Annotated in this window: 24 protein-coding genes and 1 pseudogene; 22 read left to right on the top strand and 3 right to left on the bottom strand. The window is 36.1% G+C overall.

Translation table 11 applies throughout. The features are described from left to right. The first annotated feature begins 35 nt into the window (after positions 1-35). From HHU08_RS20085 to HHU08_RS20015, 15 genes and pseudogenes are all read left to right on the top strand, one after another. Positions 36-875: a DegV family protein gene (locus HHU08_RS20085; RefSeq protein ID WP_169189140.1), complete on the top strand. Its 840-nt coding sequence runs from the start codon at positions 36-38 to the stop codon at positions 873-875. Positions 876-975: 100 nt separating this feature from the next. Further along, positions 976-1,125, top strand: coding sequence for a hypothetical protein (locus HHU08_RS20080; RefSeq protein WP_169189139.1), 150 nt, complete (start codon positions 976-978; stop codon positions 1,123-1,125). Between the two features lie 198 nt (positions 1,126-1,323). Further along, positions 1,324-2,319 (top strand): nuclease-related domain-containing protein, encoded by a 996-nt coding sequence (locus HHU08_RS20075; RefSeq protein WP_205835651.1) that lies wholly within the window; start codon positions 1,324-1,326, stop codon positions 2,317-2,319. Continuing rightward, positions 2,319-3,815, top strand: coding sequence for a DEAD/DEAH box helicase (locus HHU08_RS20070; RefSeq protein WP_235678992.1), 1,497 nt, complete (start codon positions 2,319-2,321; stop codon positions 3,813-3,815). The genes HHU08_RS20075 and HHU08_RS20070 overlap by 1 nt, the downstream gene beginning before the upstream one ends. Beyond that, a complete protein-coding gene (locus tag HHU08_RS20065) occupies positions 3,812-4,504 on the top strand; it encodes a ComF family protein (RefSeq protein ID WP_169189137.1) in 693 nt (230 codons plus the stop codon). Before HHU08_RS20070 ends, HHU08_RS20065 begins: the two co-directional genes overlap by 4 nt. A 12-nt stretch (positions 4,505-4,516) precedes the next feature. Next, positions 4,517-4,915, top strand: a complete 399-nt coding sequence (locus HHU08_RS20060) for a TIGR03826 family flagellar region protein (RefSeq protein WP_169189136.1) — start codon at positions 4,517-4,519, stop codon at positions 4,913-4,915. Positions 4,916-5,118: 203 nt separating this feature from the next. Next, complete coding sequence (gene flgM, locus HHU08_RS20055) at positions 5,119-5,385, top strand: flagellar biosynthesis anti-sigma factor FlgM (protein ID WP_169189135.1); 267 nt, start codon at positions 5,119-5,121, stop codon at positions 5,383-5,385. 26 nt (positions 5,386-5,411) lie between these two features. Beyond that, complete coding sequence (locus tag HHU08_RS20050; protein ID WP_169189134.1) at positions 5,412-5,906, top strand: flagellar protein FlgN; 495 nt, start codon at positions 5,412-5,414, stop codon at positions 5,904-5,906. Between the two features lie 13 nt (positions 5,907-5,919). Beyond that, the gene (flgK, locus tag HHU08_RS20045) at positions 5,920-7,467 is read left to right on the top strand and encodes a flagellar hook-associated protein FlgK (RefSeq protein WP_169189133.1); all 1,548 of its coding nucleotides are present in this window, start codon (positions 5,920-5,922) and stop codon (positions 7,465-7,467) included. Positions 7,468-7,478: 11 nt separating this feature from the next. Further along, on the top strand, positions 7,479-8,369 hold the full coding sequence (flgL, locus tag HHU08_RS20040) for a flagellar hook-associated protein FlgL (protein WP_169189132.1): 891 nt from the start codon (positions 7,479-7,481) through the stop codon (positions 8,367-8,369). 339 nt (positions 8,370-8,708) lie between these two features. Continuing rightward, positions 8,709-9,296, top strand: a complete 588-nt coding sequence (locus HHU08_RS20035; protein WP_169189131.1) for a DUF6470 family protein — start codon at positions 8,709-8,711, stop codon at positions 9,294-9,296. Positions 9,297-9,309: 13 nt separating this feature from the next. After that, positions 9,310-9,759 (top strand): flagellar assembly protein FliW, encoded by a 450-nt coding sequence (fliW, locus tag HHU08_RS20030; protein WP_169189130.1) that lies wholly within the window; start codon positions 9,310-9,312, stop codon positions 9,757-9,759. A gap of 4 nt (positions 9,760-9,763) precedes the next feature. Beyond that, the gene (gene csrA, locus HHU08_RS20025) at positions 9,764-9,985 is read left to right on the top strand and encodes a carbon storage regulator CsrA (protein ID WP_169189129.1); all 222 of its coding nucleotides are present in this window, start codon (positions 9,764-9,766) and stop codon (positions 9,983-9,985) included. A 251-nt stretch (positions 9,986-10,236) separates the two neighbouring features. After that, positions 10,237-11,328: a flagellin N-terminal helical domain-containing protein gene (locus HHU08_RS20020; protein WP_169189128.1), complete on the top strand. Its 1,092-nt coding sequence runs from the start codon at positions 10,237-10,239 to the stop codon at positions 11,326-11,328. 348 nt (positions 11,329-11,676) lie between these two features. Then, positions 11,677-11,790, top strand: a pseudogene (locus HHU08_RS20015) (flagellin); the annotation flags it as partial. A gap of 43 nt (positions 11,791-11,833) precedes the next feature. On the opposite strand, the gene HHU08_RS20010 reads toward HHU08_RS20015, so the two are convergent. Then, positions 11,834-12,595, bottom strand: coding sequence for an endonuclease (locus HHU08_RS20010; RefSeq protein WP_328823073.1), 762 nt, complete (start codon positions 12,593-12,595; stop codon positions 11,834-11,836). 647 nt (positions 12,596-13,242) lie between these two features. Further along, on the bottom strand, positions 13,243-14,682 hold the full coding sequence (locus HHU08_RS20005) for a DDE-type integrase/transposase/recombinase (RefSeq protein ID WP_169187685.1): 1,440 nt from the start codon (positions 14,680-14,682) through the stop codon (positions 13,243-13,245). A gap of 165 nt (positions 14,683-14,847) precedes the next feature. Between HHU08_RS20005 and flaG the strand changes: the two genes are divergently transcribed. From flaG to HHU08_RS19985, 4 genes are read left to right on the top strand one after another with little or no spacing between them, the layout of a single operon-like run. Beyond that, positions 14,848-15,195, top strand: a complete 348-nt coding sequence (flaG, locus tag HHU08_RS20000; RefSeq protein ID WP_016203469.1) for a flagellar protein FlaG — start codon at positions 14,848-14,850, stop codon at positions 15,193-15,195. Between the two features lie 15 nt (positions 15,196-15,210). Next, positions 15,211-16,743, top strand: a complete 1,533-nt coding sequence (locus HHU08_RS19995; RefSeq protein WP_169189127.1) for a flagellar hook-associated protein 2 — start codon at positions 15,211-15,213, stop codon at positions 16,741-16,743. 18 nt (positions 16,744-16,761) lie between these two features. After that, entirely contained in the window at positions 16,762-17,163 is a 402-nt protein-coding gene (fliS, locus tag HHU08_RS19990; protein ID WP_169189126.1) for a flagellar export chaperone FliS, read from the top strand. Beyond that, on the top strand, positions 17,163-17,498 hold the full coding sequence (locus HHU08_RS19985) for a flagellar protein FliT (protein WP_101729337.1): 336 nt from the start codon (positions 17,163-17,165) through the stop codon (positions 17,496-17,498). Before fliS ends, HHU08_RS19985 begins: the two co-directional genes overlap by 1 nt. 315 nt (positions 17,499-17,813) lie before the next feature. Here the strand turns inward: HHU08_RS19985 and HHU08_RS19980 are convergent, their stop codons facing one another. Next, a complete protein-coding gene (locus HHU08_RS19980) occupies positions 17,814-18,983 on the bottom strand; it encodes a glucose-1-phosphate adenylyltransferase (protein WP_169189719.1) in 1,170 nt (389 codons plus the stop codon). Positions 18,984-19,857: 874 nt separating this feature from the next. On the opposite strand from HHU08_RS19980, the gene hpf reads away from it, so the two are divergent. The 3 genes from hpf (at position 19,858) to HHU08_RS19965 (ending at position 22,130) form a co-directional block, all read left to right on the top strand. Continuing rightward, positions 19,858-20,406, top strand: coding sequence for a ribosome hibernation-promoting factor, HPF/YfiA family (gene hpf / locus HHU08_RS19975; RefSeq protein ID WP_016203462.1), 549 nt, complete (start codon positions 19,858-19,860; stop codon positions 20,404-20,406). 313 nt (positions 20,407-20,719) lie between these two features. Beyond that, a complete protein-coding gene (locus HHU08_RS19970) occupies positions 20,720-21,169 on the top strand; it encodes an Lrp/AsnC family transcriptional regulator (RefSeq protein WP_016203461.1) in 450 nt (149 codons plus the stop codon). A 649-nt stretch (positions 21,170-21,818) separates the two neighbouring features. After that, a complete protein-coding gene (locus HHU08_RS19965; protein ID WP_169189125.1) occupies positions 21,819-22,130 on the top strand; it encodes a hypothetical protein in 312 nt (103 codons plus the stop codon). Positions 22,131-22,525: the final 395 nt, after the last annotated feature.

Here is a 22,525-nt window from a genome sequence, read left to right as displayed (position 1 = left end):
ATACAAACGAATAGATAAGGAAGGTAACTAATTGGATGAAAACAGCTATTGTTACAGATAGTACGGCTTATATCCCTAAAGATGTAAGGGAGAAGTACGATATACATATGATTCCATTGACGGTCATTCTTGGGTCAGAAGTGTATGAAGAAGAAAAAGAATTAACAGCATCCGAATTTTATGAAGAAATTAAAACAAAGGAGCTGCCTACTACTTCTCAGCCATCAATTGGAAAATTTGTGGAGCTATTTGAAAAACTCTCCGAGAATTATGATGAAGTAATTAGTATCCACTTATCAAGCGGAATTAGCGGTACTTATCAAGGCGCCATCTCTGCGGGAGACATGGTAGATGGAATTACTGTATTTGCTTTTGATACAGAAGTGAGTTGCATGGTTCAAGGATTCTATGCCATTGAAGCAGCGAAATTAGTCCGTGCAGGCAAAACAGCAGCAGAAATTATGCCAATTCTAGATGAATTAAAAGAAACAAGCCACGCCTACTTTATGGTAGATGATCTGTCCAATCTCCAACGCGGAGGACGCCTTTCAAGCGCCCAAGCAATCATAGGAAGTCTCCTGCAAGTAAAACCGTTGCTACATTTCAAGGATAAACTAATCGTCCCATTTGAAAAAATCCGCACAAAAAAAAGAGCAATGAAGCGCATTGTGGAACTTTTACGCGAAGCAACAAACGGAGACAGCTACTATGCTGTCATTATCCATGCTAATCGCGAAGAAGAAGCAAAAGAATGGAAAGCAGAACTAGAGCAAGAATTCCCGAATATTGAATTCTCCTTAAGCTACTTTGGTGCCGTAATTGGAACTCATTTAGGTGAGGGGTCTATGGGGCTTGGGTGGATGAAGAAGAGATAATAGGTTGTGTTAGAGAGATCCCGGTTCTTGATGAGAACCGGGTTTTTTGATGGGGGGTTGGTTGATCATAAGTAAAGGAGTGGGGAGTCGCAAGTAAAAGGTGAAAGTCACAAGGAAAGGTGGAGGAGTTGCAAGTAAAGGAGTGAAAGTCGCAAGTAAAGAAGTGAAAGTCGCAAGTAAAAGTGGAGAAGTCGCAAGTAAAGGAGTGAAAGTTGCAAGGAAAGGTGGAGAGGCCGCAAGTAAAGTGTAGAGTCGCAAGTAAAAGTGGAGAAGTCGCAAGTAAAAGTAAAAAAAGAAACAAGCAAAAGCTATAAAACGGCAACAAAGATTGCTACCACTCATATCAGAAAGCACAGATTATATTAACGTTCGTAATTTTTTATAAAATATGCAGGAATTCAAGCTAAAGTATAGAATAAACAGTATAAAAATGAAAGGAAGTGATCAGTTGATTGTAAGACCAATTGAATATCCATATCGAGCGCTTCAATTAGAAGCCTTACTTTCCAGAATTAGAGCCCATCATCCTAATATTTCTTTAATAAATCAAGATTATCAAAGAAAATTGGCAGGCTACAGGGGAGAGAAGGCTGTAGACTTCCCACTTAGTTTTTTACCAGATGAGGACTACTTTATTCTTCATGATTTACGTCTATGGGATGGAAAACATTTTTTTCAAATTGATGTATTAATTCTTCATGCAAAATATGCCCTAATTCTTGAAGTGAAAAACATAGTCGGTGAACTGTACTTTGATATTGATTTGCATCAAATGACACGAATAAAAGGAGAGGAAAAAGAGGCCTTTCCGGACCCTATTATTCAAGTGAACAGATTAAAGAGACAACTTGAAGACTGGTTACTAGCCAATCAATTTCCTGCTATTCCGATTTACTCTCTCGTTGTATTTAGTAATCCCAAATCGATTTTACGTTTATCCCCTCCTCAAATTCAAACCTTTAAAAATACCATCATTCATAAAGAGTATTTGCCAGAATTAATTCCTAAACTTACTTTATCTTTTAAAGCATCCTTCCTCCCAGCAGATGAAAGGAAGAAATTAATCAAATGCTTAAAGAAAAAGAACACTCCTTTAGATACGGATATTCTGCAAAAGTATCAAGTTAATAAAGCAGATATCATATCCGGAGTGAAATGCGAATGTTGCAACCAATTTTTAATGAAAAAACATATGCAACATTGGTATTGCCTTGGTTGCAAACACAAGACAAATCAAGTGATGATCCCAACTTTAAAAGATTATTACTTTCTTTTCGGGGAGCAAATCACCAATTCTCAACTCAGGGAATTTTTACAAATAGATTCTATTTACACTGCTTCCAGAATACTAGCGAAATTAAACTTAAAAGTGACTGGAGCAGGAAAAATGACTGTCCATCACTTACCCTTAAATCTATTTAAATCAGAATTAGGAGGAAAATGATGCGGTTTTATCAAATGCACAATATAATAATCCCCACTAAAAGTAATCCCCCTCACTCTTTTCGAATTTCGAATGCTTCACCAAATCTGCTCTTAACGCCCCCACTTAATAGTGCTTATCCATTTAATCCCCAACTCCAAGCTACTCTTCAAGGTAAAGCATTACTACTAAATGAACTGCCTTTTTCCGAAGAAGAAATCCAAGCACATTACGAAAATGGTTATTGTTCCTACATGCAAGGCATTGAAAAAAATGCTCGCAATAAATATAGCTGTAAGCGATGTGGTAATGAGAATCAGCAGCTGTTTGCAAGTTTTCCATGTGCGAGATGTCAAGAAACATGTACCTATTGTCGGAACTGCATCATGATGGGGAGAATTAGTGAATGTACTCCATTAATTACTTGGAATGGACCTAAATTAATTCAAGAAACTTCAGAAATTGCGCTACAATGGAGCGGAACATTATCACCAGGACAGCAAGAGGCATCTGACAAAATGGAGGCAATTATCGAAGACCAATCTGAACTACTTATTTGGGCGGTGTGTGGAGCTGGAAAAACGGAGATACTTTTTAAAGGGATCGAAAAAGCATTAAAGCAAAACCAACGAGTATGTATTGCAACCCCTCGCACAGATGTTGTCCTCGAATTGGCCCCTAGATTGCAGGAGGTTTTTCCAGACATAAAGGTTCTTCCTGTTTATGGCGGCAGTGAAGATCGTCATCTATATAGTCCCCTAACGATAAGCACAACACACCAGCTTTTTCGTTTTCAACAAGCATTTGATCTCGTCATTTTGGACGAAATGGATGCTTTCCCCTATTCAGTTGATACATCCCTTCAATATGCTGTACAGAAAGCGAGAAAAGAACACTCGACACTTATCTATTTAACAGCAACCCCTGATAAAGCTTGGCAAGAAAAATGTAGACAAAAGAAGATTCCCTTCGTCACCATCCCTGCTCGTTTTCATCAATACCCTTTGCCAGTTCCTTCTTTTCAGTGGTGTGGAAATTGGGAAAAAGGATTAAGTAAGGAAAAGTTACCTGCCCCACTTATTAAATGGATTCATGAACGAGTTCCTGAGAAGAAGCCAATACTTTTATTTGTGCCGAAAATTTATTATATGGAAAAAATAAAAACGCTCTTACAACCAATTATAAGTAGCTTAGAAGCTGTTCACGCAGAAGATCCTAATAGAAAAGAAAAGGTCCAAAAAATGCGTGATAAAAAAGTGGACTTGCTTATCACGACAACCATTTTAGAAAGAGGGGTAACTTTTCCTAATGTAGATGTTGCGGTGTTAGGGGCAGAAAATCCAATTTTTACCGAAAGTGCTCTCGTTCAGATTTCAGGCAGGGTAGGCAGGAAAAAAGAATTTCCGGGTGGAACGATTACTTTTTTTCATTATGGAAAAACAAATAGTATGGTTTCAGCACGAAAGCAAATTATGAAAAGTAATAAAGAAGCAAGAGAAAGGGGGATGCTTCGATGATTTGTGTGATTTGCTTAGCTCCAGTAACCCCAGAATTTAATTGGACTTATCTTTTCTCAAGAGAGCCAGAATGTTATTTATGTGCAGATTGCAAGGAGAAATTAGAAGTAATTAAAGGGGAGACGTGCCAAGTATGTGGTCGATCTCTTCAAATGCTGGAGACTAGACATGTTAAAGATGGGGTATGCCGCGATTGCCAAAAATGGGACGAACTAAATGAATGGAAAGGTATACTGCAATCGAATCAGTCGCTATTTTTATATAATGATTTTTTGAAAGAGACAATTGCTCGATTTAAATATAGAGGAGACTTTCGCTTAGCTTCTGCTTTCGTTTCTTTTTTACCGAAGGATTTCGGAAAAAATAAGGTGGTTGTGCCCATTCCATTAAGCGAGGAACGATTGTATGAGAGAGGCTTTAATCAAGTAGAGGCTATATTTTTTTATACGAAAATCCCTTACACCAATTGTCTTGTACGCATACATAGCGAAAAACAATCGAAAAAAACAAGACAAGAACGCTTGCAAATAGAAAATATTTTTAAACTAGAGAAGAAAGAGTCGATAATTGCTCAAGATATTCTTCTTATGGACGATATATATACTACAGGTGCAACGTTACGGAGTGCAGCAAAATTATTAAAGGAAGCGGGAGCAAAGTCCATCTCTTCCTTTACGCTTGCAAGATGAGGAGGAATTTTGGTGGCAGAACTAGGGAATTGCCCACAATGTGGCGATATTTATGTGCTAAATAATATTCGCGATGTGTGTCTAAAATGCTATAAACAAGAAGAAGCCGATTTTGAAAAAGTTTATCAATTTATTCGCAAAAAGCAGAATCGAACAGCGCAAATGGATGAAGTAGTGGAAGCAACGGGCGTAGAGAGAACGCTGATTTATAAATTTATCAAAAAAGGTAGAATTAAGCTCGCTCAATTTCCGAACCTTGGCTATCCTTGTGCACAGTGCGGTACGATTATTCGTGAAGGCAAGCTTTGTAATTCTTGTTTAACGGAGATAAAAAATGACTTGCATGCAGTCGAACAAGAAGAAGAAAGACAAAAAGAGCTTAAAAAAAGGACTACCTATTTTACACGTTAATTCCAAACAAGCGCCGAACTCGTTCGGCGTTAAACCTACAACCTAAAATCCCCTCTAGGAATATACTCACACATATGATTGGGAAAGTAGTTATTTTGACGTATTTTTATAAAAATTAAAGGAAATGATTAAATAAAACGCTAATCATCCGATACTAGTAATAAGAATAAAACTTGTACGGGAAAGAAAGCGAGGAGTACACAATGAAAATTAATAATTATGGAACACAGGGCATTAATCCATATAAAAAAGTAAACAAAGTCGACCAATCCAATAAAGCGGAAGGAACAAAAGGAGCAGATAAAGTTGAAATCTCTGCGGCTGCGAAAGAATTACAGCAAGTTTCCCAAGTTTCTGCTGCGCGCACGGAAAAAATCGATGCACTGAAAAAACAAGTACAGAGCGGTACGTATGAAGTAAATCCGCAAGATGTAGCAAAAAGCATTTTAAACTTTTATTCCAAAAACTAAATCATTCATAAAAAAGGAGGGCTAACATGTCAGCAACATTATTAATACAGACACTGGACAAGCTTGTGAAGTTACATCAAAGTTTACATGAAGTAGCAAAAAAGAAGACAGAAGCAATTAAGATTGGCGATATGGACGCCCTCAAGCAAATTATGAAGGATGAACAAGCTCATATTATGAGCATACAAAAACTGGAAGAAGCAAGGGTTACTATCTCTAAACGAATGGTTCCAACTATTCCAGATCCTACAGTGATGGATTGCGTAAAGTTTCTTGATTCACAAGATGCAGAGAAAGTATCGGAAATTGCCAATCATCTGAAAGAAATTATCATGAATTTAGCAGAAACAAATTCATTGAATCAACAGCTTCTTCAACAATCCATGCAATTTGTCAATGTTTCCTTAAATTTATTAAAGCCGACGCAGAAAAGCATTAATTACGGTAAGCCGAGCGGCAATAATATTCAAACGAACGCAATTGGAAAACAAGGAAACAGCTTATTAAATATAAAGGCATAATGGGGGAAAGAAAATGGCTTCAACGTTTATGGGATTAGAAACCGCAAGAAGAGGAATGACAGCACAACAAGGTGCTTTATATACAACCGGAAATAACATCGCTAATGCAAATACTTTAGGCTACACTCGTCAAAGAGTCGATTTACAGCAATCAGAAAGTTTTCCATCTGTAGGGACAAATGCACCGAAAATGCCGGGGCAAATGGGAACTGGCGTTGTAGCAGGGGCAGTTGTGCGTGTAAGAGAAACATTCCTTGATACACAGTATCGATCTGAAGCGAGCAAGCTCGGCTACTGGGAAAATCGCTCCGCAGCATTAAGCAATTTAGAAACCATTTTGAATGAGCCGTCTGACTCTGGTTTATCTGCAGCGATGGATTCTTTCTGGAAGTCACTTCAGGACATGGCAGTTGATCCGCAAAATGCTGGTGCTCGTGCAGTAGTGCGCCAGCGTGGGATTGCAGTAGCAGAAACATTTAATTATTTACATCAAACTGTTTCAGCAGAAAAAGCAGATGCAAAAAATGAATTAAGTGTAGCTGAAAAAGAAATAAATACATTGCTTTCACAAATTGACCAAGTAAATAAGCAAATTGGCAGTATCGAGCCAAATGGCTATTTACCCAATGATTTATATGATAAAAGAGACGGTTTACTAGATGAACTATCAAAATTTGCGAATATCAAAGTAAGCTATGAAGCTCCAGGCGGAAATGCGTTAGCACAAGCAGAGGGAAAAGCAATTGTTACTTTAGTAGATGATAAAGGAAATGCTCTAGGAACATTGGTTGATAAAGATGGTGCTAAACAAGTAAAGGTTAACAGCAATGCAGATGATACAGCTGTTCAGTCTATTACTATTGGAGATACAGTAGTTGATATTAATAACTTTAACTCTATTGGAAAATTAAAGAGTGTAGTAGAATCGTATGGATATGTAGATCAAAATGGCGAATTAGCTGGGACTTTTAATGATATGTTAAAAGAATTAGACAATCTGGCATATACTTTTGCAACAGAATTTAACAAGGTGCATGAAGAAGGTTTAAGTCCGAATGAAATAAAAGATGGCGACAAAGCGATTTCTTTCTTTGCCGATTCGGAAAGTGTAGATGGTAGCATTACGGATCGCAATGGCTTTGCGAGCAGAATGACAATTTCACAGGATATTCGAAACAGCTTGGATAATATCGCAAATGCAGATCCATCAAATCCAACACTTGGTGATGCAACCTATGTGAGTAAATTAGCAGAAATCATCAATAACAAATATGATTATGGTAATAATTCTGAGCAGTCAAATTTCCGCAACTATTTTGAAGGGGTTATCGGAAGTATGGCAGTAAGCGCACAAGAAGCAAATAAGATGGCTGCCAATTCTGCAACACTTCAGCAAACGGTTGATAATAGACGAATGAGTGTTAGCTCTGTTTCATTAGATGAGGAAATGACGAATATGATTCAATTCCAGCAAGCATATAATGCATCGGCAAGAATGATAACGGTAATGGATGAATTGCTAGATAAGATTATAAACGGCATGGGCGTCGTTGGAAGATAGGTGAATAAATAATGCGTGTCACACAATCAATGGTATCAGCGAATTCCCTTCGCAATATTAGCAGTAGCTACAATAAATTAGCTGAACTAAATAACCAAGTTGCAACCGGTAAAAAAATAACAAAGCCATCTGATGATCCAGTCGTTGCAATGAAAGGAATGTACTTCCGTTCCAATTTAAATCAAGTGGAACAGTATAAACGAAATCTTTCCGAGCTTCATTTGTGGATGGATAACTCAGAGGCAGGACTTGAGCAAGCGACTAGTGGACTTGATCGAGCTCGTGAACTATTACTTCAAGGTAAGAATGATACAAATAGTGGCGATGAAAGAGCAGCAATTGCGAAAGAAATCGGACAGCTGAAAGATGATTTAGTGAATGTTGCTAATACAAAGGTTAACGGAAAATTCATTTTCCATGGTACAGATGTATCGAATCCGTTAGTAACAAGCGGATCACCTCCAACTGTTGCAGCAAATATTAATGATCCAGCAATTGATAATTATGGAGTTGAAGTTTCTCAAGGAATTACAATGAAAGCAAATGTAAGTCCTGCTAGCACATTTAATCAAGAGATGTTTGATGTGATGCAAGGTATTGAAGATAAATTCAATAATAATGATACAGAGGGACTAGATGATTTATTAGAGCGTCTTGATAAGGTTCTTAATTCGATGAACAGTGAAAGAGCTGAGCTTGGCGCTCGCTCAAATCGCTTGGAAATGGTAGAGGCGAGAATTGATGCACAGGAAGTAATGGCGACAAAGGTCCTTTCTGATAATGAAGATGTGGATATGGAAAAGGCGATTACGAATTTATCTGTTCAGGAAAGTGTCCATAATGCAGCATTGGCAGTTGGAGCACGATTAATTCAAACGTCTTTAATTGATTTCTTACGATAAAAATGGAAGGAGGCAAGCCTGACTATTGTTTTGGTCTGATGGTTTGGCTCCTTTTTATTATTTTGTCTTTATTATTGGGGGAAATTGACAAAAGGATAAAATACATGCTTTTAAATAGGTTGGTTGCTTTTCGTTCCAGGATGCTCGCTTTCCGCGGGGCGGGCGGTGAGCCTCCTCGACATTCCGTCTGTGGGGTCTCACCTGTCCCGCATTTCCCGCAGGAGTCTCGCACCTTCCACTACAATCAACCAGTTTATTATAAGGAATTAAGTAGCTGAATTTTTATAGAACGACAATCATGTGTTGAAAAAACTATAAAGTAGAAAAGGATGTAAATGTATGTTTCCGCAAATTAGATTACAATCGACGCCGGCGCGTCTAGATATGTGGGTGGATAAGGGATCGCTTGAGATTCAGCAGAAACAGGCTGAGGTAGAGATGGAACAGCCGAAAGCGGAATTAACGATTGAAAGAAGACCGTCTCAATTAACGATTGATCAGACAAAGGCAAGGGAAGATGTCGGTTATAAAAGTGTGCCACGGATGATTGAAGATTCGGCCGCTGAAGGAAAACAAGCTGTAATGGAAGGGATAGCCAGACGAGGACAAGAACGTAATGAATTATTGCAAATTCAAAATGGCGGGAATGTAATCGCTAGCCAAGCGAAAAGAAATAGTCAAGGCGATCCCAAGCAATTTGGTTTAGGATGGATTCCTTCTCCAAATAGTGTGCAAATCAATTATGACCCAGGAGAAGTGAATGTTTCGATTGAACCGAAAAAAGCTATCATTAATAGTACAATAAACAAACCTGAAATTAAATACACACCTTCTAAGGTTAATATCCAACTAGCACAATATCCATCTTTAGAGATAGACTTTGAAAATTTAAAGTATATTGGGGTAAACTATGAACAATACATATAAAGGAATGATGTAAGTGAAAATTGCGACGAAATATCACGGTGAAAAAGAAATACAAGAAAAAGAAGTCATTACATTTCCACAAGCAATTCCTGGTTTTCCTGAAGAAAAGGAATTTGTTCTCTTACCCCTTGATGAGGAAAGTCAATTTATTGTTTTACAATCGGTAGAAAATCAACAATTAGCGTTTGTGCTTTCTAATCCATTTACCTTCTTTAAGGAATATGAATTTACATTAGAAGATCATATTGTTGAGCTATTGGAATTAGAATCAGAAGAAGATATCCAAGTTTTTTCTATATTAACTGTTCAAGATCAATTTGAAAAGACAACGGCAAATCTGCAAGCACCTGTTGTCATTAATAGTAAGAAGAATATCGCAAAGCAAGTCATTTTAAATGAACCAAATTACCACACAAAGCACCCATTATTTCAAAAAAATAATCCAACATTGGTAAAGGGGTGATTCGATGTTAGTTTTGACACGGAAAAAAGGTGAGGTTATAAAAATTGGCGATGATATGGAGATAACGATTGTTGCTACAAAAGGAGAGCAAGTAAAAATCGGTATATCAGCCCCGAAGAATGTAGAAATATATCGTAAAGAGGTATATGAAGAAATAATAGCAGAAAATAAGCAGGCATCAGTAGATGTTGCAGCAGTGATGAATTTGTTTAAAGGGAAGCATTAATAAGAAAGATATTAGAAAAAATGGCGTAGCTGATAGAGGCTATGCTTTTTTATTTGCTGAAAACCCTATTAGATAGCAATCTCTAAAATTTTTTATAAAAAAATAAAAAAACTATAAAAAACTATTAAACTTTGAATAGCAGAGACGATATATAAAGTAAGAGGGGGAAGGGCGGCCGACCTTCCTAACTCCAATAAAAACTATCATGTTCACAAGGATGTGAACACCTAAATTCAAGGAGGAAAACAAAAATGAGAATCAATCATAATATCGCAGCTCTTAACACTTACAACAAATTAAGTAGCGCAAACAATGCACAAAGCAAATCAATGGAGAAATTATCTTCTGGTCTTCGTATTAATAATGCAGCTGATGACGCAGCTGGTCTAGCAATCTCTGAAAAAATGCGTGGTCAAATCCGTGGTTTAGACCAAGCAGCTAAAAACGCTCAAGATGGAATTTCTTTAATCCAAACTGCTGAAGGTGCTTTAAGCGAAACTACTGATATCCTACAACGTATGCGTGAATTAGCAACACAAGCAGCTAACGATACAAATACTGAAACAGATCGTGGAGAAATCCAAAAAGAGATGAACTCTTTAACTTCTGAAATCAACCGTATTGGTAATACCACTGAGTTTAATACTCAAAAGTTATTGAATGGTGATAAAGATGGAGGTGCAGTAGCAGCAGAATATAAATTAGCATCTACAGATATTGATTTTGCAAACACAAAAGAAATGACAATTGGTGGTAAAGCATATACTGCTACTACTACTGATAATGGTCTTGCTGGACTAGCAAAATTGGTTAATGCAGACACAACTAATAAATATACAGCTACTGCTAATGACGATGGCTCGCTTACACTTACTGCTAAAACAGCTGGTGTTGATTCCGTTACTTCTGGTGACTTTAAAAAAGGCGCTGCTGCAGTAACTGAATCAACAGTAACTGTAGGTAAAGCCGCAGATTCTACTAAGAGTCTTAAATTCCAAATCGGTGCTAACGAAAAACAAAGTTTAAGCCTTGATATATCTGATATGAGAGCTGTTGCTTTAGGAATTTCTGAAACAGGTACTAGTAATTCTAAACTAGCTGTAACTGATGGTACCAATAATACAACTACTGAACAAGCGCTTGATGTATCAACACATGAGAAAGCTGCGAATGCAGTAACTAAAATCCAATCAGCTATTGACCAAGTTTCTGCTGAGCGTTCTAAACTTGGTGCAAACCAAAACCGTTTAGACCACACTATCAACAACTTAAGTACTTCTTCTGAAAACTTAACTGCTGCGGAATCTCGTATCCGTGACGTTGATTATGCTTTAGCTGCGTAAAAAGCAGTAACAAGCACAGTCGTCCTAGCTGGTAACGGCTAGAGATTACTATCGGGTGAATTGCTGGAAAACTCTTAGAGCTTTTCTTACTACAACGTAACTAGAAATGGTAGGCGTGAATGTGTGAAAAAAGAAAAGATTGGGCAATCAGCAGCCAAGCTCCTTACTTGAAAAAGTGGAGAAGGTTCAACGACTAGGATAAACCATCTAAGGCTGAAGCTATGATGATGAAATCCATAGGTAAAACAATATACATCAGTATTGTGAATCCGAAGTGCCCGACCCCTACTAGAAATATTAGAGGGTGAAGATATAGTCTAGTCATTTATGAAAGTAAATGTTCGCACGATGGCGAAAGAAATGATGGCACAAACTAAGAATTCTATTCTTTCTCAAGCAGCACAAGCTATGTTGGCTCAAGCAAACCAACAGCCGCAGGGTGTTCTTCAATTATTACGTTAATAGTGAGTTTTTTTAAAGAGATATCAGTTTTTCTGATATCTCTTTATTTAGTAGTTTGTTGATTTAATAGGTTACTAATTTCTTTCTCACTCATTTTATTTATTCGGTAGCAAAGTTCAGTAATTTGGCTATTGTTTAAACCACTAATATAATTACATTCTTCTAATAAGTCCCTATGCTCTCCTTTAATAATAATTTGATAGCTTTTCTTCGTATTAGTAAAATTCTCTAAAAAATAGTCGTTTATAAATAAATTTCTATATCCGTTTTTAGACTTAATTAATGATAGTAGGTTTGGAAGTGTATTTAGAATTTGATAGATTTCTTCTGTAGGACATTTTATAGTTATGGATAGTGGAAGTTTTATCGTTGTTCGTTTATCAAGTAATTTAGATGGGAGAAAAAGAGCTACTCTCCTTTTTCTATCCATACAAGAGTGCATATATGGGTCTACCATATGTAGAAAATAAAGTATCTGTTTTTGATCATACAGTAGTAGTCTATTTTGTTTATCCTGAGAAAATAGTATATGAAACTTTTGGTAAATTAGTTTGGCTAACAATTTGTTTTCTTCTATAGTAAAGCATTCAGTGGATAAAATAATCTTTTTTATTTTTGAATCTTTCATTATTAAGCATCCATCGTCTTGATAAAACCATGCAAGGGCAAAAACGTTTAGGTATCTTTCTAAAAATGTTAATGGAAGGATTTTTTTACCTTCTGGATACCATACTTTCATTAAATCAGAAAAATATTTACTGTTTCTTGATTGTGAATAGAAATGTTCTGTATAGCCAGCTGAAATTCTAGGATCCTTTATTTTTTGTATTTAGGTATAACTAATGGAATATCTTTCATCAGTTGATGATAACAATGGAAAGTCTATTCTCTCTCCTCTGTTCGGTGACTGAATCGAAATCTAGCTTGTCTTCCTGGTGATTGAAATAAGTTTCCATCCCCCAAGAAGTTTCCCAGTTAACATGCATAATCCTTCATAAGAGAATCTTATTTCTAAATTAGAGTATTTATCCATTATTATTATTATCCTTTCGAAAAGAATGTATGTTCTATTTTATTATAGGTTATTTATCCTTATTAAACTAGTAATTTTCTCTCATTAAGCAATCTTTCAGTAATATTCCTTAAAACTTTCATTATTTAACCGATATAAAAAATATAAAATTCTAGATGTATTCGGTAGTGTCAAAAGATTTATGAAAACTACCTAAAGGGTTAGTTTCTCTCCTATTTACTGGATGGAGATGCGCCGCAATCGCTCTTGACAAACACGCCAATGGTTTGAGGATTGTTTAACAAGGGCGAAGGGAACAAAAGAAGGCATACCAAATAAGCCCTTGGTTGTTTCCATTTTAAACCATTGGCAAGTTCGGTTTGTCAAGAGTTCGCTCCGCCGATTGCTGAATTAGCTTAAGGGCTCAGCTAAACAAAAAGTTAGGCTTGTCTTTGTTCTACTATCCATTGTTGTGCTAATCCAATGAGCTTTGTCCAACGTGCTGGCATTGTTGGAAGCCCCTTGAGTTCTGGATTCACTACGGGCACTTTTCCTTCTAAGGCGGCATGCGGACGCAAAAAGTTAAAGTAGGCCGTAAATAAGGTGACGTATGAAATGGAACCATGTTCAGAGCCGAATCCATGAGTGGAGCGATAATTGCCCTTAAAGGTGCGGTTAAGTCTCTCAATTATTTGTTTCAGTGGTCTATATTCGGTCGAAACAGGGTCCTCATTGGTTAATCCAATGACCTGCTTCACATCGAATGAAATCCCATGTTGAGCGAAGAAATGTTGGGCTAAAAGATAGATTGGATTCCCGTCTACCACAAAGGTCAGATTTTCTGGAATCTCTTTCATCTTGATTAAGACCTCATCAATTGCTCGAATGGCTGTTGCTGTGTCTCGATTAGGCGACACCGGATACGAAAGAATAATCTTTTTCACGGCGTCAAAAAAGAAAAATAAATAATGCCATCGACCGTTTACTCTGATATACGTTTCATCACCGCAGAATTGGTCTGAAAGTTCATAGGGATAGTGATCCACATAAGGTTTAAGTAATAAAGCTACGCTATTTTCGTAGTTCAATACAGTCTGATGTGAAATCATCACTCCGTGTACGTCCTGCATAATCGCAGCTGTTTTACGGGCCGAAAGGCCATAGTTTACATGATAGGTTAGGATTAATCCTAATGTATGTGGTGATGCATAAATCTTTGATAAGTCAACGGCCGGCAGTTCTGGTGATTCCTTGGATAACGGCTGGAAATCGATATGAAACTGACGGAAAATGTATCTTAATTTAAATGCTTGAGGGTCCTTTTTGAACCTTTTCTTTTCTTTTGAAGTCATCCCATTGAGCTTCTTTTGATAATAAGAACAGTCATTGTTCTTGCACTTAAACACGTGAAAATCTTTTCTTTCTTTTATTTTCTCGAGAGTTTTGGAACAATGAGGACACTTCAGGATGGCTTCCTTAGAATAACGGTTCTTTTCACTGAAGAGCTCTGTACACACCTTGCATTGATACTGGCCTTTATCTCCATTGTTGGCATAAAGATAATCTGATGGAGCACCACACTTTGGGCAGTTCATGGATTTAGGTACGGAAACTTTTGCATTCTTACGCCTTTGAACAGGTTTAAGTGGTTTCCCGTTCTTCTCTAGATATTCACTAAGAAGAACTCGATAATCAAGCTGTTCCAGAACTTCAATGACCGGAAGGTCGTCCACTTGAAGTTTTCGATATGGTTTATTTACTGGCTGTTCAGTAGGCTTATCAAACATACTCTTACCAATCAATAAAGTAAGCAATGTTCGAATTAGTTGTTCTTGATAGTTTATAAAAGTTAATAAATAGGTTATAATTTGAGGGTACAAATTGTCACTTCCTTTTCTAGGTTGTTGAGAGTGTCGTAACCTCAATTATCCTTAGAATTCAGGGGGTGGCAATTTTTTTGCTTATAAAGCCCTCTCAGATAGGATTTAATAACCTATTTACTATAAAAGTTTTGACAATACGATGTATTCACAGGGGGATAATTTATGATTGAACGGATTGGTTCCCAACATAATATCTACACACCTAGACAAGCGGAAAACACTAATGGTATCGAAAAAAAATTAGATAGTATGGATCCTCAGTTACAGCTTTATGGTCCAAAACCAAACAAACAGCAATTAAACGAAGTAATTGAAAGTATGAATGCTTTCATGCAGCCTTCACATACTTCCTTGAAATTTGAGCTTCATGAAAAATTAAATGATTATTATGTAACAGTTATTGATGATGACACGAAAGAAGTAGTTCGCGAAATTCCATCTAAAAAAATGCTCGATATGTATGCAGCGATGAAGGAATTTATGGGCTTAGTAATTGATGAGAAGATTTAAAAGAGGTGAGTTAAAATGGTATTAAGAATTGGTGGTTTAGCTAGTGGAATGGATATTGATACACTTGTTGAGCAGTTAATGACTGCAGAACGAGTGCCACTAGATAAGATAAATCAGAAAAAGACATATACAGAGTGGCAACGTGATGACTATCGGGAAATGAATTCATTGTTGCTAGATTTAGATAATACTATTTTTAATGGAGTTGCTAAGCAGGCAAGTTATATTAAAAAAACAGTTTCTATATCCAATTCAGATGCACTTTCGGTAAAGAATGTGAATTCGACGATAGATTTTTCTGGTTCTATTAAAATAAATGAATTGGCTAGTGCCGCAACGATGCAAAGTTTCACGGATTCAAAAATAAGGGATTCATCCAAAAAACTCAGTGATATTGGGTTTTCAGGAAGTCAGACAATAACTATTAGTGCGATTACAAAAGACGGTGTTATCCAAGAAAACTCTTATAAATTACCAATTTCTGAGGATGATACATTGGACAGTATAATTACAAGGATTAATAAAGATTCTGGAGTAACTGCATTTTTTGATAATAAGACTCAAAGAATCTCTTTTACTGCAAAAAACACTGGCGGTATCGAGGGAGCGCCTGAAATAATTCTTTCTGATGATGGGGATTCTCCAAATAAATTTTTTAATAATATATTGGGAATAAACTCTAATAATGATTTAGCAGCTAAACCTCGTGAGGATGGGACAGTTTTTGGAACTGCTGGAACAAACGCTGACATCACATATAATGGTCTAAATATTACTAGAAGCTCCAACACCTTCACCGTCAACGGTGTAGAATTCACTGCAAAAAAAGTAACAACAGAAGCAGTAACCTTCTCCTCTACACCTGATGTAGATGGTATCTTGGACACAATAACACAATTTGTAAATAAATATAACGAATTGGTAGAAAAAATCCGTGCCAAAACAACAGAAACAAAGTACCGAGATTATCAACCTCTTACAGATGCGCAAAAAGAGGATATGTCAGAGGATGAAATTGAAAAATGGGATAAGCTTGCGAAAAGTGGTACGCTGAAAAATGATTCAATTTTAAATAATGTTTTAACAAAAATGCGTTCGAATTTTAGTTCTCCAGTAAGTGGGACGTCTACTTATTCGCAACTATCGCAAATTGGGATTTCAACTACTGCCAATTATTTAGATGGTGGGAAGCTAACAATTGATGAAGATAAACTAAGAGCAGCGATTTCGGCTGATCCAAACGCTGTTTATGAACTGTTTCAAAAGGATGGATCAACGAGTTCAGAACAAGGAATTGCACGTCGCTTAAGGGATACTCTAAAAACAGCGATGACTGATATCACGGCCAAAGCTGGGAAAACTACTAGTGTAAATAATACATTTACGTTAGGTAAAGTATTAAATAACTATGCAAGTCAAATTACTCGTTTTGAAGATAAATTGAAATTAATTGAAAACCGATATTGGGCTCGTTTCACAGCAATGGAAACAGCAATTAACAAAGCAAATAGCCAATCAACCTATTTAACAAATATGTTCAGTTCTTAATAAAAAGGAGATTTAATAATGGCCATTTCAAACCCCTATCAATCCTATCAGCAGAACTCCGTAAACACGGCATCTGCTGGAGATTTGACATTAATGCTATATAACGGCTGTCTGAAATTTTTACACTTAGCCAAAAATGCAATTAAAGAAAATGACATTCCAACAAGAAACACCAATATTCAAAAATCACAAAATATCATTAAGGAATTAATGGTAACGTTAAATATGGATATTCCGATCTCACAAAATTTGATGTCTTTGTATGATTATATGAACCGCCAGTTAATGAAGGCGAACATTGAGAATGACGTTACGATTATTGAGGAAGTGGAATCCCTTGTGACTGAATTCCGTGATACGTGGAAAGAAGCGATTGTTTTAAATCGTCAAAAACAGCATGGGCAAGGTGGTCAAGCATAATGGAAGCATTAAAGCAATGCTATGCTATTACGAATGAGTTAGTGGAGCTGTTGAAAGGAGAAGCTGAGGTAGATACGGAAAAAGTGAATCAGCTTCTGGATCAAAGGCAAGCTTGCTTAACACTTCTTACTTCTCCGACAACGGAAACGGAAAAGAAAATCGGACAGGCTCTATTGCAACAAGATAAAGAGTTGGTTGCATTGCTGGCAAAAGAAAAGCAATCGATTCAAAAGGAATTGCGTAGTTTAGAACACAAAAAATCATCCAATCAAAAATATGTGAATCCGTATCAATCGTTGCAAACAGATGGTATGTTTTACGATAAGCGAAAATAGTAGTGGGTCAAGGGGCGAGGTTCCTTGTCCCACTTTTTTTCTGTTCTTATATCTTTGCTGAAATAATTAGGCAGAGTCATTAGTAAGTAAAAGTTATATGGTTATTGTTTGAGGGACAATCATATCCATCTATTATGTAAAGACCCAGAGGAATCTATTTCAGATAAGTTCAGCGTGCAAAGTAAGAAGTCAATAAAACATTTTAGTTTCCTCAAAAGTTGGAAACATAAGAAAAAGAGCTAATATCCAATTAATAGTGAATATTAGCTCTTTTATGTGAAAGTGGGACAAGGAACCTGAACCACTGTCCCCCAGTTAAATCACTCGAGACAACCCAACACGAGTCTGCTTATTCTCAACACTTTCTCCGATCAAAACAATCTCCGAATCAGCATCCTCTGGAGCAATAATGCAGTGATCTTCAACCGTTACATTACAGGCCGTTACACTCTTTTCGATGACTACATTTTCACCGATAACGGTTCCAGGAAGGAGTACAGAATCTTTAACGATTGATCCTTTTCCGATAATGACATCATTAAAGATGACGGAGTTTTCTACTGTTCCATAAATTTCGCAGCCTTCACTTATAATGGAGCGTTTTACGGTAGCGGAAGATTCAATATAGGATGGGGCAAAGCACTGTTCGTGGGTGAATACGGTCCAGTCTTTGTCATTTAGAAAGATATTGCTTTCCTTCGATAATAAGTCCATATTTGCTTTCCAGAAGCTGTCGATTGTCCCAACGTCCTTCCAGTAACCTTTAAATGTATAAGCGTGTAATTTGCGGTTATCTGTCAGCATGGCAGGAATAATATCTTTCCCAAAATCTTTTGAAGATAATTCATTTTTTTCTTCTTTTTGCAGATAGTTTTTAAGCGTTTTCCATTTGAAAATATAAACACCCATTGAAGCTAAATTCGATTTTGGGTTAGATGGTTTTTCTTCAAAATCGACAATGCGATTATTCGTGCCATCTGTGTTCATGATGCCAAATCGGCTTGCTTCCGCCCAAGGAACTTCCGTAACTGAAATCGTTGCATCTGCCCCTGTTTTTATATGCTGTTGTAGCATTAAATTATAATCCATTTTATAAATATGGTCACCAGAAATAACAAGAACATAATCCGGGTTATACTGGTCAATATAGGATATATTTTGATAAATAGCATGGGCTGTACCATCATACCAGCGCTCTTCAGTACCACATTGGTATGGAGGGAGGATGCTAAGTCCGCCATCTCTGCTGTCCAAATCCCAATCTTTTCCGTCTTTAATGTAATTTTGCAGTACATGTGGCTGGTATTGTGTCAATACACCAACTGTATCTATACCTGAATTACGGCAGTTGCTTAATGTAAAGTCAACAATACGATATTTTCCTCCAAAGGGTACTGCTGGTTTTGCTAATTCTTCTGTTAGTTTTTTTAATCTTGTCCCTCTTCCGCCAGCCAATAGCATTGCAATACATTTCTTATTCAAAATAGATCCCTCCAGTATGCGTTGTCAAAAGTTCATTAGTTAGAAATTCAAAAGAAAGTAATATATTACTTATATTTCCAGAAAGTTTTCAAATTTTAAGAACATCTCTTGGAAAAGCAAATGTTCTTGATTTTTTCTTATCAAGTAGATCTATTTCGGTTTATAAACGATCGTCTTCCCAGAGTTTGTAATAGTATTCTTCCTCTTCCATTTCTTTTAATTCTAATTCAGGTTGGTTTTGTAAGATTTTCTCACTCATTCTTTTACCTCCAGGTTAAATTCTTAATGTGTTCATTGTAGCAAATATAAAACAACGAATTGTAAAAATATTTTGATTAATTTCGCTAAATCTCGACATATAATGGATAAGTGCTACTCATAATTCCATTTATCATTAGGAATATAGGCTTCTTCTCATAGATTATGTCGAAATGTTTTTAAAAAAGGAGTTATTGTATAGATCTTTATATACAATAGACTTAACTTTTGATAGGGAAAATACTAGGAATGCATCCTTCTTTGCCTATCTAATTTTTTTCAAAGAACTAGTTCTTTTACTAGTAAACCGGCTACTTCGTTTTTTCGTATCGAACTATACGTTTTAATTATGCTGTATATATAACCTCTACTAATCAATTTGAAACATTTTCTGACATAAAAAATTTCTTAGAATAATTTTCCTAGAAATACTCACTAGTAGTTCATTTTTGAAAAAAGTTCACAAATTTGTCGAAATTTATTCTCGTTTTAGCAGGATTTTGAGAGGGTATGCTAGAAATATATTGTATAGTCAAAATGATTTCTTATATGGTATATTTTCATTTACCATTAGGAAAAAATAAGACTTGCACTGGAAATTATAAAGGAGGAGTAACTTATGAACTTCAACATTAGAGGAGAAAACATTGAGGTAACTCCAGCAATTAGAGAGTACGTAGAAAAGAAAATATCAAAATTAGAAAGATATTTTTCTGAAACACCAGATGCACAAGTAAATGTGAACTTAAAAACGTATAATGACAAAACTTCTAAGGTCGAGGTTACAATTCCAATGTCCCAGTTGCTGTTACGTGCAGAAGAAGACCACATGGATATGTATGCAGCCATTGATTTAATCTCTGATAAATTAGAAAGACAAATAAGAAAACATAAAACAAAAGTAAATCGTAAGCATAGAGAAAAAGGAAATCTTAACGAACTATTTGGTTCTTACGAGAGTGCGCCAAATACAGAGGAAGAAGAACAGGATCTAGAGATTGTCCGTCAAAAACGCTTCAATTTAAAACCAATGGATAGCGAAGAAGCAATCCTACAAATGGACCTTTTAGGCCATAACTTCTTCGTCTACACAGACGCAGAAACAAACAACACTAATATCGTCTATAAACGAAAAGACGGAAAGTACGGCTTAATCGAAGCACAATAATAAAAAGCCTGCAGCGGACAAGCTGCAGGCTTTTTATTATTTAAAAACCTATATAATAGGCAAAGTTTGGACTAATAATAAGCTGCCTTTGTTAGCGAAAAATAAGACCAGGATAGATTTGAAGCCTAGCGTTATTTCCTTCATTTTCATACTTTCTCCAACCTCAAATAAGTCAATAGACAACCCTACTAAATTTTTCAAACACTTTTGTATCTATCTGTGAAATTTTGAAAATTCTAAAAAATACTTCCTAATTTCTAATCTACAAGCTATAATGAAACATAATTTAAAACAGAAGATGCGTGGTGGTTAAATGAAGTTAGATGAAACAGATAAACGAATATTAGATTTACTTACAGCAAATGGCAGACTATCTTATGTAGAGATTGGAAAAGAACTAAATTTATCACGAGTAGCAATAAGAGAGAGGGTCAGCCAACTTATCGAAAATGGAGTCATAGAGAAATTCAGCGCTGTTATCAATTCTGAAAAAGTAGGCAAGACAGTTTCCGCCTTTTTTGAAGTCGACTGCGAGCCAGCTTCTCTTATTCAAGTAGCGCAAACGCTAGCGGAAAATCCAGTTGTAGCAAGCTGCTATCAAATGACAGGTCCAAGCACTTTACATATGCACGTCCTAGTCGAAGACTTCGAAGCACTAGAAAGTTTTACCAACAACGAGCTCTATTCTTTAGAAGGAATCACAAGAGTGGAAAGCCATATCCTTTTAAGAAGATTTAAAAGCAGAAATGGCTTGAAAATTTAATGACCGTACCAAACAAAGATCCAATTTACTATTGTAGTCCTTTGTTTGGTATTTTTTATGTTCTTAGTGGGTTCTATAAAAAAAGAAGGCAGTTTTCTAAAAGATTGTTGTTTTTTCACTAGGAGAAAAAATTAGTTGGAAAAATAGAGTAGCTGGAATACACGAAGACTCCTGTGGGATTAGCGAGACAGTCTGAGCCTCCCGGAAAACGAAGTGCATTCCGGCTGCAGTAATAGCAACAAACTTTACAAAAACAGCCAAAAAGAAAAAGCAGATTAGATGTAATTGCTAAGCTAAGGGCGTAACTTCAGACAGTTTAAGAATGTACATTTTTATTCTCTATCACTTACTCTTGGTAACAGAGAACACTGCTCTGTGTCCTTTTTGCGCTTATTCTTCTGGTTACGGTAATAGAGAAAGCTTCTCTGTGTCCTTTTTGATTAGGGACGCAACGTTTTCAATATAAGGTTACTAAACGAAAATTCTCCCTTAAACAGATAAATTTATTACATAAAATAAAACGCGAATTGCGGAATTACAGACAAAAATTCGAAATAAAAACTATAATTTATTCTAGACAATTTCCATAATTAGGGAAAAATGTGTTAAAATAATTTTATTCTACAAAAATTAGAAAGGTTGTGTTTATTTGGAAAATGAAATCATCACACCAAAGAAGCACGGTATAATTAGTTACATTGCCCTTGCTATTGGCATTATTTGCGTCTTTATAGTTTTTGTCACACCGACAAGAATAGCAAATATCGGGAGCGTGGTTGGGGATTATATAACATTTTTTCTTACGGGAGCTGGTATCCTACTATCTATAATTGCACTATTGATGAAGACAGAGAAAAAGTTAATCCCAGTTATAGCTTTAATACTATCCTCGTCTTTGTTTATATTTTGGATAATTTTTATTTTCCTATTGTTTACGGGGCAAATTGAGTTTGCACCGTAATAATTAAAGAAATTTGATTTTGCGAAACATCCTTTAAAAGGAATAACTTGATTTTAATGATTTATCCCACTCTTAACGGCCAGTAAGACTCCCCCTTCAAGCTAAGGAGAATACGAGGAAGATAGGAGGGAGATCAACTGTCCATAAAGGTCCGATTGGTTCAACTAACCATCAGTAGGGAGGAAGGAAAACCCCCCACTGATGGAAGTTTCACTTTATAATGACTTAATTTACATAGGTGAACTCTATTTTAAACATTTGATTTTCACTGTAGGAATTTCATACCTCCCTCTCCAATCAACCTTCTGATCACATCATTATAAAATTCAGATTAATTGTAAGGATATAGAAACCCCAACCAATTCCCCCAAGAAAATTTATAAATTACTTTTAAA

The organism is Niallia alba, from assembly GCF_012933555.1.
GTDB classification, from domain to species: Bacteria; Bacillota; Bacilli; order Bacillales; family Cytobacillaceae; genus Niallia; species Niallia alba.
Note: the sequence above shows the minus strand (reverse complement) of the source record. Positions and strands in the feature narration are given on the sequence as shown.

Excerpts from the sequence above, each read along its gene's own strand:
- HHU08_RS20085 (WP_169189140.1), top strand. The coding sequence starts at position 36 with ATGAAAACAGCTATTGTTACAGATAGTACGGCTTATATCCCTAAAGAT.
- HHU08_RS20070 (WP_235678992.1), top strand. The coding sequence starts at position 2,319 with ATGCGGTTTTATCAAATGCACAATATAATAATCCCCACTAAAAGTAAT.
- HHU08_RS20065 (WP_169189137.1), top strand. The coding sequence starts at position 3,812 with ATGATTTGTGTGATTTGCTTAGCTCCAGTAACCCCAGAATTTAATTGG.
- flgM (WP_169189135.1), top strand. The coding sequence starts at position 5,119 with ATGAAAATTAATAATTATGGAACACAGGGCATTAATCCATATAAAAAA.
- HHU08_RS20050 (WP_169189134.1), top strand. The coding sequence starts at position 5,412 with ATGTCAGCAACATTATTAATACAGACACTGGACAAGCTTGTGAAGTTA.
- flgK (WP_169189133.1), top strand. The coding sequence starts at position 5,920 with ATGGCTTCAACGTTTATGGGATTAGAAACCGCAAGAAGAGGAATGACA.
- flgL (WP_169189132.1), top strand. The coding sequence starts at position 7,479 with ATGCGTGTCACACAATCAATGGTATCAGCGAATTCCCTTCGCAATATT.
- HHU08_RS20035 (WP_169189131.1), top strand. The coding sequence starts at position 8,709 with ATGTTTCCGCAAATTAGATTACAATCGACGCCGGCGCGTCTAGATATG.
- csrA (WP_169189129.1), top strand. The coding sequence starts at position 9,764 with ATGTTAGTTTTGACACGGAAAAAAGGTGAGGTTATAAAAATTGGCGAT.
- HHU08_RS20020 (WP_169189128.1), top strand. The coding sequence starts at position 10,237 with ATGAGAATCAATCATAATATCGCAGCTCTTAACACTTACAACAAATTA.
- flaG (WP_016203469.1), top strand. The coding sequence starts at position 14,848 with ATGATTGAACGGATTGGTTCCCAACATAATATCTACACACCTAGACAA.
- HHU08_RS19995 (WP_169189127.1), top strand. The coding sequence starts at position 15,211 with ATGGTATTAAGAATTGGTGGTTTAGCTAGTGGAATGGATATTGATACA.
- fliS (WP_169189126.1), top strand. The coding sequence starts at position 16,762 with ATGGCCATTTCAAACCCCTATCAATCCTATCAGCAGAACTCCGTAAAC.
- HHU08_RS19985 (WP_101729337.1), top strand. The coding sequence starts at position 17,163 with ATGGAAGCATTAAAGCAATGCTATGCTATTACGAATGAGTTAGTGGAG.
- hpf (WP_016203462.1), top strand. The coding sequence starts at position 19,858 with ATGAACTTCAACATTAGAGGAGAAAACATTGAGGTAACTCCAGCAATT.
- HHU08_RS19970 (WP_016203461.1), top strand. The coding sequence starts at position 20,720 with ATGAAGTTAGATGAAACAGATAAACGAATATTAGATTTACTTACAGCA.